General features: G+C 70.0%; 12 protein-coding genes. 5 read left to right on the top strand and 7 right to left on the bottom strand.

Annotated features, from left to right (window positions below):
• Positions 1-86 precede the first annotated feature (86 nt).
• Together AB0H78_RS04890 and AB0H78_RS04885 are read right to left on the bottom strand one after the other, a co-directional pair.
• Positions 87-1028, bottom strand: a complete 942-nt coding sequence (locus AB0H78_RS04890; protein WP_363232818.1) for a M56 family metallopeptidase — start codon at positions 1026-1028, stop codon at positions 87-89.
• Complete coding sequence (locus AB0H78_RS04885; RefSeq protein WP_363232817.1) at positions 1025-1396, bottom strand: BlaI/MecI/CopY family transcriptional regulator; 372 nt, start codon at positions 1394-1396, stop codon at positions 1025-1027. The genes AB0H78_RS04890 and AB0H78_RS04885 overlap by 4 nt, the downstream gene beginning before the upstream one ends.
• A gap of 115 nt (positions 1397-1511) precedes the next feature.
• On the opposite strand from AB0H78_RS04885, the gene AB0H78_RS04880 reads away from it, so the two are divergent.
• From AB0H78_RS04880 to AB0H78_RS04865, 4 genes are read left to right on the top strand one after another with little or no spacing between them, the layout of a single operon-like run.
• Positions 1512-2171: a DedA family protein gene (locus AB0H78_RS04880; protein ID WP_363232816.1), complete on the top strand. Its 660-nt coding sequence runs from the start codon at positions 1512-1514 to the stop codon at positions 2169-2171.
• 13 nt (positions 2172-2184) lie between these two features.
• Positions 2185-2772, top strand: coding sequence for a phosphatase PAP2 family protein (locus AB0H78_RS04875; RefSeq protein WP_363232815.1), 588 nt, complete (start codon positions 2185-2187; stop codon positions 2770-2772).
• Positions 2769-3524 carry a phosphatase PAP2 family protein gene (locus AB0H78_RS04870; RefSeq protein ID WP_363232814.1) on the top strand — a complete coding sequence of 252 codons (756 nt, stop codon included), beginning with the start codon at positions 2769-2771 and terminating at the stop codon, positions 3522-3524. Before AB0H78_RS04875 ends, AB0H78_RS04870 begins: the two co-directional genes overlap by 4 nt.
• Positions 3525-3570: 46 nt before the next feature.
• Positions 3571-4644 carry a bile acid:sodium symporter gene (locus AB0H78_RS04865; protein WP_363232813.1) on the top strand — a complete coding sequence of 358 codons (1074 nt, stop codon included), beginning with the start codon at positions 3571-3573 and terminating at the stop codon, positions 4642-4644.
• Here AB0H78_RS04865 and AB0H78_RS04860 read toward each other — a convergent pair.
• A complete protein-coding gene (locus tag AB0H78_RS04860) occupies positions 4631-5344 on the bottom strand; it encodes a TetR/AcrR family transcriptional regulator (protein WP_363232812.1) in 714 nt (237 codons plus the stop codon). The genes AB0H78_RS04865 and AB0H78_RS04860 overlap by 14 nt on opposite strands.
• Before the next feature lie 123 nt (positions 5345-5467).
• Between AB0H78_RS04860 and AB0H78_RS04855 the strand changes: the two genes are divergently transcribed.
• Positions 5468-6961, top strand: coding sequence for an APC family permease (locus tag AB0H78_RS04855; RefSeq protein ID WP_363232811.1), 1494 nt, complete (start codon positions 5468-5470; stop codon positions 6959-6961).
• A gap of 9 nt (positions 6962-6970) precedes the next feature.
• On the opposite strand, the gene AB0H78_RS04850 is transcribed toward AB0H78_RS04855, so the two are convergent.
• From AB0H78_RS04850 to AB0H78_RS04835, 4 genes are all read right to left on the bottom strand, one after another.
• Positions 6971-8845, bottom strand: coding sequence for an alpha-L-fucosidase (locus AB0H78_RS04850; RefSeq protein ID WP_363232810.1), 1875 nt, complete (start codon positions 8843-8845; stop codon positions 6971-6973).
• 79 nt (positions 8846-8924) lie between these two features.
• Positions 8925-9926 (bottom strand): LacI family DNA-binding transcriptional regulator, encoded by a 1002-nt coding sequence (locus AB0H78_RS04845; protein WP_363232809.1) that lies wholly within the window; start codon positions 9924-9926, stop codon positions 8925-8927.
• Positions 9927-9993: 67 nt separating this feature from the next.
• On the bottom strand, positions 9994-11445 hold the full coding sequence (locus AB0H78_RS04840; RefSeq protein ID WP_363232808.1) for an amino acid permease: 1452 nt from the start codon (positions 11443-11445) through the stop codon (positions 9994-9996).
• A 55-nt stretch (positions 11446-11500) separates the two neighbouring features.
• Positions 11501-13567: an MDR family MFS transporter gene (locus AB0H78_RS04835; RefSeq protein WP_363232807.1), complete on the bottom strand. Its 2067-nt coding sequence runs from the start codon at positions 13565-13567 to the stop codon at positions 11501-11503.
• Positions 13568-13602: the final 35 nt, after the last annotated feature.

Genomic DNA, 13602 nt, shown 5'->3' with positions numbered 1-13602 from the left:
TCCGTCGGGGCGTCTGGACAGACCGTAGCCGGAGAGCGGCAAAGGCGCGGGGGTCGATTGACGGAGATCGTCAATCGGCCGCCGGGTCAGCCGTTGTTCTCGCCCTGCGCCGTCTCGACGCTGCTGTGCAGATCGGTCGCGGCGTCCAGGGCCGCGCCTGCGGACACCGCAAGACAGGCCAGGAGCACGGCAGTCAGGCCCCGCACCGTACGGCCGCCGATCCGTGCGCCGGCGGGCCGGCGGTCGAGCAGGGCGGCGACCCGGCGGGGCACCGGGCCCGCCGCTGCCGCGAGTGCGGCTCCGGGGCGGGGCGAGGGTGCGCCACGGGCGGCGAGCGCGGCGCGGCCGATCGCGCGGGCCGCCAGTGAACGGTCGCCCACGGCGGCCGCGGCCGACTCGTCCGCCCAGCGTTCCAGGGCGTAGCCGATGGACGGCCGCAGCGAGCGCAGCGAGGGGTGGCACAGGGCGGCGAACTCGGCGGCGGCGAGGAACAGATGGTGGCGGCCGCTGAGATGTGCCCGTTCGTGGGCGAACAGGGCCTCGCGTTCCGCTGGTTCGAGGGCTTGGAGCATGCCGGTGGTGACGACGATCCGGCCGGGGCGGCCCGGTAGCGCGTACGCGTCGGGGCGGCCGTCGCGCAGTACGGACAGACCACCCGCCTTCGGCCGGCCCAAGAGCCTTCTGGCCTCGCAGAGTTCGGCGGCCCGGCGGCGTACTGCCCGTACGAGCACGGCGGTTGCGCTGCAGAGCAGTGTCGCGGCGGTGCCCGCGGCGAGGCCGGTGAGCAGGGGGCTGCCGCTGCCGGCCGGCGGCCTGATCAGATCGCCGACGGCGGCGACCGGCGGGAGGAGCAGCGCCCCGGCGAGGACCAGGAGGGCGAGGGCGGCCGTGCTGCAGAGGGCGAGGGTGACGGTCGTGGCGGTGAGCAGCCAGGCGGCCGGCCGGGGCGCCAGGGCATCGGCGATACGACGGGCCGCGGGGGCGGCGAACAGCGGCAGCAGGAGGGGCAGCCACACCGCGTAGATCATGACGAGTCGCCGTCCAGGAGCTCGCGCAGCAGCCGCTCGTCGTGGTCGCTGAGCTGGGAGACGAATCGGGCGAGGACCGTGGAGCGGTCCTCCTCCTTCTCCAGTTCGGTGTGCATCCGGCGGGCGGTGAGCCCGGGGGAGTCCTCGGTCGGTGTGTAGGCGTAGCCGCGGCCTGAGCGGGTGCGGGCGACGGCGCCTTTCTCGTGCAGGCGGCTGAGGATCGTGGTCACGGTCGTGCGGGCGAGACCGCCCGGCAGGGTGTGCTGCACCTCGGCCGGTGTCAGTGGGCCCTGCGCGGCCCAGAGTGCGGCGAGCACGCTGGCCTCGAGCTCACCTGCGGGCCGTCGCTCGGCATTCGCGTCGGGCATGGGGAACTCTCCTCCCGGATCCTTCGTCTACAGTGTTGTAGACCGTCTACATCACTGTAGTCAGTCGGGGTGCGGCAGCCTGCGGCCCCACGACCATTATGGGAGGGCCGACCGCATGCTGGTGGCTGTCAATCCACTCGATGCAGGCTCGCTGCTGTCCGCCTTCGGGGCGCTCGGCATCGCCGTCGTCCTCTTTGCCGAGACCGGACTGCTCATCGGGTTCTTCCTGCCGGGCGACTCGCTGCTCTTCACGGCGGGGCTGCTCTGTGTTCCCGGGGCGCACGGCTCCGTGCACCTCGCGCTCTGGCAGGTGCTGATCGCGTCGGTCGCCGGGGCGCTTCTCGGCGCCCAGACCGGATTCTGGATCGGCCGGCGCGGCGGCCGCCCGTTGCTGGAGAGAAGCAGATCCGGACGGATCCGGGAGGGCGCGGCCAGAGCCGAGGAGATTCTGGGGAAGTACGGCCACGCCAAGGCCATCGTCCTCGCCCGCTTCGTCCCGGTCGTGCGCACCGTGCTCAACCCGCTCGCCGGTGCGCTCCTCGTCTCCGTCCGCACGTTCACGCTCTGGCAGGCGGTCGGGGGTGTGGTCTGGACGGTCGGCCTCGTCCTCGGCGGATACGCCCTGGGCTCGTCCGTGGCGAACGTCGACACGTATCTGCTCCCTGTCATCGCGCTCGTCGTGCTGATCTCCCTGATTCCGCTCGCCCTGGAACTCGTCCGATCCCGCAACCGCTCACGCACCCGTGCCGCATCCGGCGCGGGGCAGACCGACTGAGGAGAAAACCGCCGTGTCCACCTTCGACGGCGGGCTGTACACCCGGATCACTGATCTCGCGCAGCACGCCCCGCACTGGCTCGACCACCTCATCACCTACTGGTCCGACTACGGCCTCGGACTCTTCGCCGTCCTCGCGCTCGCCACCTGGTGGCGAGCGCGGCACGACAGCGCCGAGCGCATGGCGGCCGCCCTTGCCGTCCCCGTGATCGTCGTCATCGCCTATCTGGCCAATGACGTGGTCAAGTCGCTCTTCCAGGAGCAGAGACCGTGCCGGACCCTCCATGCCGTCACGCTCGACAGCTGCCCGCCGCTCGGCGACTGGTCGTTCCCGAGCAACCACGCGGCGATCGCCGCCGCGGCCGCCGTCGCGCTGGCCTTCGCCTGGCGCCGCCTCGCCGCCTTCGCGATGTGCGCCGCGCTGCTGATGGCCGCGTCCCGGGTGTGGGTCGGCGTGCACTATCCCCACGACGTGGCCGTCGGCCTGCTCACCGGCGCGCTAGTCGCCTGGCCGCTAGCGACGGCGGCCCGGCGTGCGGCTCCGGCGGTCGAGCGGCTCCGCGACACCCGGTTGAAGCCACTGCTGGTGGACTCGGCGTGAACACCCCGGCCCGCGAGCGTCCGCCGAAGCCGACCGCCCCCGTGCTCGTCGCGGCCGGAAGCGCCGCCCTGCTGGCGCTGCTGGCCGTGGTCGTCGCCGTACGGAACGGGGCGCCCCTCCCCGGCGACCTCGCCGCACACACCTGGAGCCTCGACCACCGGCCTCCGGTCGCCCTGGCCGTCGCCCGCGCGGTCACTGCCACGGGCACGGGGGCGGTGCCGTACGTCATCGCCGCCGTCGCGGGCCTGCTGGCGGCAGTTCCGCGCACGACGGCCACAAGTCAGCCGGGACGAACGGCTGTTGCGAGCGGGGCCGGGCGCGGAAGCGTTCTCGCCGTCGCGGCGGCGCTCGCGTTTCTCGCGCTCGGTCAGGTCCTGCGCTTCGGTCTGATGAAGGCGGTGGGGCGACCCCGGCCTCCTGTCGCCGACTGGGCCACCCATGCGTCCGGCTCCGCCTTCCCCTCCGGGCATGCCACCACCTCCGCCCTTGCCGCCGGGCTGCTGGGCTGGGCCCTGCTCGCGGGGTCCCGTCGGATCCGGCGGCCCGGTCCACGCCGTACCGTCTGCGTACTGCTCGCCGGCTGGGCCGTCGCCGTCGGACTGAGCCGTGTCTACCTCGGGGTGCACTGGGTCGCCGACGTGATCGCGGGCTGGTCGTTCGCCATGTGCTGGATCGCCGTCGGTATCGCGCTCGCACCGTTGCTCCGCTCCTCCATACGGATCCCGAAGGCCACCGCACCCGGCGGCCGCTGATCGTCGCTCGCTCCGTACGACGCACCAGAGACGGGATGCCGTACCCATGCACGCCTCCCTCGCCCCGCGGGCACTCGGGCTCCTCCAGCGCAGGCTCACCCCGACCATGCTGCTCGCCTACGCGGCGGCGGCCCTGGCCCCCGCCACCGGGATCGCCGCGCGCCACACCCGGCTCGGCACGCTGCCGGCACCGGCCGGACATCCGGTGCCGGTGACCCTGCCCTCGCTGCTGCTCGCCTTCGTCCTGTTCACCGCGTCCTTGCAGATCCCGGCCCGCCACCTGCCCGCCCTGGCAAGGCGGCCGCTGCCCCTGCTCACGGGGACCGTCGCCAACACCGTCATGCCGCTGATGCTGCTGCCGCCGATGGCTCTGGCCCTCGGACTGCTGCCCGACAGCGACGGCTGCAGCGGGCTCCTCACCGGTATGGCGCTGATCGGTGCGATGCCCGTGGCAGGCGGTGCGACCGTCTGGGGCGACCGGGCCGGCGGAAACCACACCCTGGTGGTGGGGATCGTCCTCACCTCCACCCTGATCAGCCCGGTCACCATCCCGCTGACCCTGCACGCCGCCTCCGCCGTCACCAGAGGCCACTACTCCGCCGACCTGACGCGCATGGCGCACACCGGGGGAGGGGCCTTCGCCCTGGCGGGTGTGGTGGCGCCATGTCTCGCGGGGCTGTTCGTACGTGCGGTCCTGCCCGGCCGGGGACTTGAACAGGCGGTCCCCTGGCTGAAACTGGCCAGTCTGCTGGCGGCCGTGTTCCTCACGTACAGCAATGCCTCCGGCGCCCTGGGCGGCTTCCTGCGCGACCCGCGGCCGGTGCTGCTCGTCGCCTCCGTCGTCACCGCCGCCGGGATGTGCGCGGCATCCTTCACGATCGGCTGGTGTCTGGCCCGCGTCCTGCGCGCCACCCACGCCGACACCGTGGCGATCACCTTCGCCTCGGGCATGAACAACAGCAGCGCGAGCGCGGTCCTGGCGGCGACCCGGCTCCCGGACTACCCGCAGGTGCTGCTGCCCGTCCTGGCGTACAGCCTGCTGCAGAAACTCCTGGCAGGGGTCACCGACGCCGTGCTGATGCGCCACCGGGCGAAATCGGCTGCGGCTAGGGCGACTTGAGGGCTGCGAGGCGCGCGCCCGCGGCGGAGAGCAGCAGGTCCAGGGCTGTCGGATAGGCGTCGCGATTCATGTCGGCGACCAGATGGCGCGCGGTCGCGGCGATATGCGGATGGCTGTCCGATGGCAGCCGGGCGTACGTCGCCCGCCACATCTCCTCGTCGGCCCTGCGGGCTTCGCGGGGCAGGGACGCTGCGGCCGCGTCCAGCGCGGCGAAGGCCAGCGCCTGGTCGACGAAGGCGTGGTAGATCCGTACGGCTTCGGGGTCGGGGAAACCCGCGTCGCGCAGCACGCCGAGGATCGCCTCCACCGACCGGATCTCGTTCACCCTGCCGGTGACCCGGCAGGAACCGAGCACCGCCGCCTGCGGATGAGTCAGTGCGTTCGCATGGATGAGCAGCCCCAGATTGCGCAGGTCGACGCGCCAGTCACCGGTGCGCTTCCAGGCCCGCAGGGTCCGGCCGATGAGCTCGTCGGCGATCGCCAGCAGGAGATCGTCCGTATCGCGGAAGTAGCGGTACAGCGCGCTGGGATCCGCGCCCAGGGCCGCGCCGAGCCGGCGCACGGTGAGCGCGGCGGCCCCGTGTTCCTTGAGCAGCCGCAGCGCGGTCTCGACGATCAACTCCTCGGAGAGCACGACGCCTTGTTTGGTCGGCCGACGGCGCCGCCGCTCGCCGGCCGCGGGCACCACGCGTTCGCTCATGGCGGCACCTTACGTCAACGCCATTGACCTGTTAAGGCCTCCGGCAGTTTCATAACCAGCCATCGGGCCGGTCGTGGCCCCTCGGTGAGAGCGGAGAGCGCTGTGACACCTGCGAAGCCCCCCTTGGGAACGGACCCGCCCCAGCAGTCCCTCGGCCGGTCGATCGGCGTGCTCGACACGGTCGCCATCGCCGCCTCCAGCACCGCGGCCACCAGCAGCATCGGCATCGGCCTCGGTACGACGGCGATCGTCGTCGGCCTGCACCTGCCCGCCATCATGCTGCTCGGCTTCCTCCCCATCCTCGGCATCGCCGGCGCCTTCGTGCGTCTCAACAAGGTCGAGCCCAACGCAGGCACCGGCTATGTGTGGGTGGGCCGTTCGCTCAGCCCCTGGCTCGGTTTCCTGACCGGCTGGATCAATATCGTGGGCACCGTCGTCTTCCTCGCGTACACCACCGCGATCACCGGATCCGCGCTGCTGCAGCTCGCCGGAAAGGCCGGTCTCCACCACATCGCAGGGCTGACCTTCGACCCAGGCTCCACCGTCCAGACCACCCTGCTCGGCATGCTGGTCCTGGCCGCGGTCACCGTCACCGCCGTCTCGGGCATCCGTGGCGCGGCCCGCTTCCAGACCGGCCTGCTGATCTTCGAGTACGCGGTCCTCCTCGGCTTCTGCGTCTATGGGCTCGTCGCCGGCCACCACCCCTTCAGCCTCAGCTGGTTCAACCCCTTCGACATCCCCTCGCTCTCCAGCCTCGCCCAGGGCATGCTGCTCTCGGTCTTCATGTACTGGGGCTTCGACGCCGCCTTCACCGTCAACGAAGAGGTACGCGACCCCCGCCAGGCCTCCCGCGGCGGAATGATCACCCTGCTCACCATGCTCGCGCTCTTCCTCCTCGGCTCCACGGCCTTCCAACGCGTCCTGTCCCAGGACGAGTTGGCCGGACACGGCGCGGAAGGCCTCGCCTACTTCGGAGACCGTCTCGCCTCCGAACCGCTCGCCACGCTCCCGCTGATCGCCCTGATGTTCTCGGCCGTCGCCTCGCTCCAGTCCGGCGTGATCCCCACCGTGCGCGGCATGTTCGCCATGAGCCGCGACCGCACGCTGGGTCCCGTCTGGGGAAAAATCAGCCCCAAGTACAAGACGCCCGCGGCCGGCACCCTGCTCCTGGGCGCCTGCGCGGCCGCCGTCGCCTTCCTCGCGATGATCATCCCGACGCTCAGCGACATGATCCTGGCAGCGGTCAACGCGATCGGCGTCGTCGTCGCGCTCTCGTACGCGCTCACCGCGCTCGCCGCCGCGGTCCGCTTCCGCTCGCTGCTCCGCGAGGACTTCTGGCAGGGCGTGCGCGCCGTGATCCTCCCCACCCTCAGCGCGGCCGTCCTGCTCGCCCTCGGCGGCTACCTCTGCCACAGCTATTACGTCTCCACCGATCACTTCGCGGCGAGCCCCGACAACGGCTGGTTCATGCTGCTCTGCCCCGGCCTGATGATCGGCACCGGAATCGCGGTGGCCGCCTGGGCCAAGTGGGTGCGAAAGTCACCGTACTTCCGCACCGGACGAGGAACCGACGCCGACGCCGACGGCCTCTTCGCCACCGAAGCCACGACCGTCTGACCGCGGCTCCTAGTGGGCCGACGGATAGCGGTAGCCGACCCGGATCTCGTCGATCTGCAGCTGCTGGAAGTACTTGGACACGGTGGGAGCCGACCAAGTACTGTCCACCTCCAGCCTGATGTACCTGGCCCGCGCCCCGGAGGTCCCGAGGTCGATGAACCGGGTGCCGCGCGCGCTCTCCAGCACGGCAGCCTTCACCGGGTCGCCCCAGTTCTGCCCGTCGGCGCTCACGAACACCTTGTAGTCCTTGATCCGCGCCGAGTCCTCTTTGCGCCCGAACGTCTCGCGGTTGTACGTCGGTGACCACTCGCGCTGATTGATCCCCAGGTACTGCGCCTTCTTCACCCGGCCGAGGTCAAGGGTCACCGAGACCGGCACCGTGCCGTCGGAGTCCCAGTACCGGGTGAAGTCCCCGTCGGTGAGGTTCGCCGCGGGGAAGCCGTCCTTCGACGCGCTCGCCGTGGCGGTCACCGTCCGGGTCGGATAGAGCCCCACGCGCTCCTTGTCCGTGTCGACGGTGAAGACCGTGTCGTACGGATCCCACGCGCCGATGCCCTTGATGGTCAGGCTCCCGCCGTGCTGCTCGAACGGCATACGCCTGCCGGTGCGCAGATCGGTGACCCGCTTGACGCGGTAGCCGTTGTCGCGGATCCGTACGGCGTCGCCCGCCGTCGGCCGGGTCGTCACATGCACGTACTGGTGCGTCGGATCCGTCTTGCTGATCGCGGTGTAGCCGTACGCGCCGTCGTTCCAGGCGCCGGGCTGCATCCCGCCGTACAGGTAGCCGCCGCCCTCGACCCCCGAGAGCGACTTCCAGATCGGCGGCAGATAGTCCTTCATGAAGTCGGTGAAGGCCTGCTGCTTCGGCGGGAACTTCCCGTCGACCATCGCCTGCAGATCCATCAGCGACTTGTAGGAGGTGCCCGCGTTGGCGACGTAACGCCCCACGTTCAGACCGGTGTTGACGGGCCGGTCCTGGCCGTCGTACCACCAGGCCCCGGTGTCGGGCACCTTGTAGCAGGACTCGGTGAGCCGCGGCATCGGTGTCCACATCGCCGACGGCTGGTCGTACGCCGGTGTCATCCCCGTCTTCTGCTCATTGGAGACGGTGTCCATGATCGGGGTGTCCTCGTTGTTGTTGCTCAGCACCATGTCGGGACGGAGCTGCCGGATCTGCTCGTAGAGCTGGTGCTGCTCCCAGTACTCGTTGTCGTTGTCGATCCAGAAGCCCGCCAGCTTCGGGTAGTTCTTCATCACCTCGAAGAAGTTCTCGTAACTGAACTCGCCGAAGCCGGGGCGGGTGGTGAGGTCCACGTCATGTCCCGCGTGCGCGGAGTAGGCCGCCGAGTCGAGCGTCTCGAAGCCCTGCTCGTTGTGCCACTGCGGGTCGTCCGTCATATACAGGTCGACCTTGATGCCCTGCCGGTCGGCGGCCTTGATCAGCTCACCGAGGAAGTCCCGCTGGGTGGAGCAGGATCCGGGGATCTTCGAGGGCCAGGGCCGGGCGTATCCGAGCCGGCTGTGGAAGGTGGCGAGCACGATGTAGCTCGCCTTGAGCTTCTTGGCCTCGTTCACCCAGTAATCGGGTGTCCACCCGCCGTCCGTGACGGCCTTTTCCCAGGAGGCGCAGTCGTCGTGCCGGGGCTGGGTGAACATGCCCCAGTGCAGGAAGAGTCCGGCCGTGGAGTCGCGCAGCCAGGTCTGACGCGCGGGGTACGGAGACGGCTCCGGACGGTGCCCGGCGGCGGTGGCGGAGGCCGGCGAGGTCAGGAACAGCCCGCAGAGCAGCGAGCACACGGCGATCCGGACGAGCCGGGCCGCACGCCGGTCGGCACGCGGGGATCTCTGTGCAGATACTGAACGACTGTGCAGTGGGCGGGACATGGATCGACACTCTCCCCAGATGAGATAGCGCTTTCTCGGTCGCCGTGCCCGAACAAGGTCCACCCCGCCCGGAGCGGTGTCAAGACGGTGCGCCACTCGATCCACGGACCCGCAGCTCAACGGGTACGGTCTCCGGCTCCGTGCCCTCGTCCCCGGCCATCAGCCGGCCGAGCGCCTCGCCCGCCGCACGCCCCAGACGGTCCCGCGGTACCGCTACCGTGGTCAGCGGGGGAGCGGAGTACCTGGCCACGTCGACCGCGTCGAATCCGGTCAGCGAGATGTCCTCGGGCACCCGCACCCCCAGCTCGCCGAGACGGGCGAGCACCCCGAGCGCCACGAAGTCGTTGTACGCGAGGACGGCCGTGGCCCCCGTCTCCAGCGCCGCCGGGGCGACGGCGTACCCGTCATCCGTGGTGTAACCGCAGGCCAGGACGGACACGCTCAGCCCAAAAGCCTCCGCAGCCGAAACCCCGCGCAGCCGCTCGCCGTTGGCCCAGGCGTGCTCGGGTCCCGAGAGGTACACCACCCGGTGGTGCCCGAGCTGGGCGAGGTGGCCGCAGAGCGCCATCATCCCCCCGAAGAAGTCCACGGTGATGGACTGCAGTGCCAGACCCGGTACCTGACGATTCGTCACGAGCATCGGTACGGACCTGGTGGCCAGCGCGGCGAGGTCCGCACGCTCCATCCGCGGTGAGCAGAGCAGCAGCCCGTCGGCGTACCGCATGAGCTCTTCGGCGAGCTCCCGCTCCTCGGCCGCGTTCTCGTCGGAGTCCATCACCAGGACCCGGGCCCCGGATGATCTCGCCACGGCCGAGACCGACTTGATGATCTCGTGGAAGTAGGGATTGGCCAGGTCGGGCACGAGCACCCCGAGGGTTCCCGACCGTCCGCGGGCCAGCCCCTGGGCCGCGGCGCTGGGCCGGTAGCCGAGTTCCCCGATGGTGGCCCTGACCCGGTCGGCCAGCACGGGATCCACCGTCCGCACACCGTTGAGGACGCGGGAGACGGTGGCCACGGAAGCTCCGGCCGCTGCGGCGACATCCGCGATCGTCGCCTTCTTCGTGCGCTTCGAAACCGTCACCGGGCTCCCCTCCCGTCAGCGGGTCGTGCGAGTAACCGCTTCCCCGCCTCCCGCCGTCGCGAACGTATCACCCCAGGGGGTCGACGGGCGGGGGCTGTTCGGCGCTCTCGATACCGCGGACCCGTCCGCGCACGGCGTACCAGCCGAGCGTCAGCGCCGCCGCGATCGGCACCACCAGCATGACGGTGTCGCGGCCCGTGCCATCAGTGTCGAACCACATCATCACGACCACACCGGCCAGGAAGGCGATCGTCGCCAGCTCGATCCACGGCGAGGCCCAGAGCTGGAAGGCGGGCCGGTCGATCAGCCCCTGCTTGGCCTGTCTGACGAAGACGAGATGACAGACCATGATCATGGTCCAGGTGGAGATGACGCCCAGGGCCGAGATGTTGGTGACGATCGCGAAGGCCTTGTCGGGCAGCCACGCGTTGAGCGCCACACCGAGCAGCACCACGGTGGAGGTCAACAGGATTCCCGCGTACGGGACATGGCGCTTGCTCATCCGCGCCGTGAATCCGGGCGCCGAGCCCGCCATGGACATGGAGCGCAGGATGCGGCCCGTCGTGTAGAGCCCGGAGTTGAGGCTGGACATGGCGGCCGTCAGCACCACCAGGTTCATCACGCCGCCCGCGGCGGGCACTCCGAGCTTGGAGAGGACCGTGACGAAAGGGCTCTGGTCGGCGGAGTACGCGGTCCAGGGCAGCAGCAGGGTCAGCATGAGCACCGAGCCGACGTAGAAGATCGCCACACGCCACATGATGGAGTTGACGGCCTTGGGGACGACGGTGTGCGGATCCTCGGTCTCGCCCGCGGTCACGCCCACCATCTCGACGGCCGCGTACGCGAAGAGCACGGTCTGCATGACGAGGATGACCGGCAGCACGCCGAGCGGGAAGAAGCCGCCGTTGTCGGAGATCAGGGAGTAGCCCGGTGTGGTCCCGTCGATGGGATGGCGGGTGACGAGCAGCCAGATCCCGATCCCGAGGAAGACCACGATCGCCGCGACCTTGACGATCGCGAACCAGAACTCCATCTCGCCGAACATCTTCACCGAGATCAGGTTGATCGCGAGCACGATGGCGAGGGCGATCAGGGCCAGCAGCCACTGCGGCACCGTGGTGAACATCGACCAGTAGTGGACGTAGAGCGCGACCGCGGTGATGTCGGCCATGCCGGCACTGGCCCAGTTCAGTACGTACATCCAGCCGGCGACGTAGGCGCCCTTCTCGCCCAGGAACTCGCGCGCGTAACTCACGAACGACCCCGAGGAGGGCCGGTGGACGACCAGTTCACCGAGCGCCCGTACGACGAAGAAGGCGAAGACGCCGCAGATCGCGTACGCGAACGCCAGCGCGGGACCCGCCTTGGCGAGGCTGCCGCCCGCGCCGAGGAAGAGCCCGGTGCCGATCGCCCCACCGATGGCGATCATGCTGATGTGGCGTGGCTTGAGCGCCTTGCTGTATCCGGCGTCCCCCGCGTCCGAGACTTCCCGGGGGTCTTCGAGGATTTCCTTGCTCACGGGTGCGCGGTCTCACCTTCGGGGCCGGAGAGGGGAGGAGAGAGGAGAGGGCCGGTCAGGAACCGACGGCCGCGGGCTGCCGGTTCTGCGGCAGTCCGTGCGCGAGATCCTCGGCGAGCAGCCGCTTGGCGATGGCGTCCACCGCGACCCGCAGCTCCGCGGTCTGCGGGCGCCCGGTGTCCTCCTCCAGCTGCTCGTTGAGCCACTTCGACCAGGCGGAGGTGAGGGTGGCGGCCTCCCGGCGGCCCGCGTCGGTGTGCTGGTAGAGGGTTCCGGCGCGCGTCAGATAGCCCTCGTCGACCATCCGCTCGAAGACCGGCACCAGGACCTCCGGCGGCAGCCGGTGGCGTCCGGCGATCAGCCCGATCGAGGTGTGTCCGACCATGCGCGTGTAGAGCTCGACCTGCATCACCGCCCAGGCGCCCGCCATGTCGAGACGGGTGTCGGACTCGGCGACGATCTGCCGTGCCGTGTTCGGGCCCTTGGCGTGCAGGATCTTGGCGACGGCCAGTTCGAGCAGCCGCGCGGAGTCCCCGGAGGAAGGGGAGGCGAAGCCCTCGCCCATGTCGGTGGAGCCGGCGCGCGCGGTGTCGCGGAGCTTCACCTCCTTGAGGAAGAGCGCGACGACGAACCCGACGACCGCGACGGGCACGGTCCAGAGGAAGACGGTCTGGATGGTGTCCGCGTACGCCTCGATGATCGGTTGGGCCGCCTTGGCAGGGAGGGTGTGCAGCCCTTCCGGACTGGTCGCCGCCGAGGTGATCTTCTCGGGCGGCAGCCCCGAGGCCTTGGCCGCCTCGGTGATCCCCTCGGTGAGGTTGGGCTTGAGGGAGTTGGTGTAGATGGTCCCGAAGACCGCCGTGCCGAAGGAGGATCCGAGCGTACGGAAGAAGGTGACGCCCGAGGTGGCGGTGCCGAGATCCGAGTACTCGACGGTGTTCTGCACGGCGATCGTCAGCACCTGCATGCACAGACCGATGCCGAGACCCAGCACGAACATGTACAGCGACTCGAGCCAGGCGCTGGTCCCGGCCCCCATCAGCGACATCAGGAAGAGCCCGATCCCCATCACCAGGGAGCCGACGATCGGGAAGATCCGGTACTTGCCGGTCTTGCTGACCACGTTGCCGCTGAAGATCGAGGCGATCAGCAGACCGACGACCATCGGCAGGGTCCGTACCCCGGAGATGGTGGCCGAGTCGCCGTCGACGTACTGCAGATAGGTCGGCAGGAACGTCATCGCGCCGAGCATGGCGAAACCGACGACGAAGCTGAGGACCGAACAGACGGTGAAGACCGGGTTGCCGAAGAGGCGCATCGGCAGCATCGGCTCCGCCGCGCGGGTCTCCACCAGGCAGAACAGCGCGAGCGCGATGATGCCGCCCACGAACAGACCGATGATGGTGCCCGACGTCCAGGCGTACTCGTTGCCGCCCCAGCTGGTGCCGAGGATCAGGGCGCTCGCGCCGATCGCGACCAGGGCGATGCCAATGTAGTCGATGACCGGCTTGACGGCCGACTTGACCGAGGGGATGTTACGGGCGGCCGCGATGACGACGAGGATGGCGATCGGGACGTTGACGTAGAACGCCCAGCGCCAGGTCAGATGGTCGGTGAAGAGCCCGCCGAGCAGCGGTCCGATGACCGTGGCCACGCCGAACACGGCACCGATCGCACCCTGGTACTTGCCTCGCTCGCGCAGCGGGATCACATCGGCGATGAGCGCCATCGCGGTGACCATCAGACCGCCCGCGCCGATGCCCTGCATGGCGCGCCAGGTGATGAGCAGCGACATGTTCGTCGACAGACCGCAGAGGAACGAGCCCGTGATGAAGATGATCGCGGAGAGCTGGAAGACCAGCTTGCGGCCGAAGAGGTCACCGAACTTTCCCACCAGGACGGTGGCGACGGTCTCGGCCAGGAGGTACGAGGTGACCACCCAGGACATGTGTGAGGCGCCGCCCAGATCCGAGACGATCGTCGGCAGGGCGGTGCCGACGATCGTCTGGTCCAATGCGGCCAGGAGCATGCCCAGCATGATCGTGCCGAAGACGATGTTCCGCTGCCGTACGTCGAGGACGGGCGGTGCGGCCGGTGCGGTTTCGCTGGCAGTGGTGGTCACACTGGCACCCTCACACCGCCGCTGGGGGGCCGCAT

Origin of the sequence: Streptomyces sp. NPDC050738, from assembly GCF_040654175.1 — a bacterium.
Taxonomy (GTDB): Bacteria; Actinomycetota; Actinomycetes; order Streptomycetales; family Streptomycetaceae; genus Streptomyces.
Note: the sequence above shows the minus strand (reverse complement) of the source record. Positions and strands in the feature narration are given on the sequence as shown.

Excerpts from the sequence above, each read along its gene's own strand:
- AB0H78_RS04880 (WP_363232816.1), top strand. The coding sequence starts at position 1,512 with ATGCTGGTGGCTGTCAATCCACTCGATGCAGGCTCGCTGCTGTCCGCC.
- AB0H78_RS04850 (WP_363232810.1), bottom strand. The coding sequence starts at position 8,845 with ATGTCCCGCCCACTGCACAGTCGTTCAGTATCTGCACAGAGATCCCCG.
- AB0H78_RS04885 (WP_363232817.1), bottom strand. The coding sequence starts at position 1,396 with ATGCCCGACGCGAATGCCGAGCGACGGCCCGCAGGTGAGCTCGAGGCC.
- AB0H78_RS04865 (WP_363232813.1), top strand. The coding sequence starts at position 3,571 with ATGCACGCCTCCCTCGCCCCGCGGGCACTCGGGCTCCTCCAGCGCAGG.
- AB0H78_RS04890 (WP_363232818.1), bottom strand. The coding sequence starts at position 1,028 with ATGATCTACGCGGTGTGGCTGCCCCTCCTGCTGCCGCTGTTCGCCGCC.
- AB0H78_RS04860 (WP_363232812.1), bottom strand. The coding sequence starts at position 5,344 with ATGAGCGAACGCGTGGTGCCCGCGGCCGGCGAGCGGCGGCGCCGTCGG.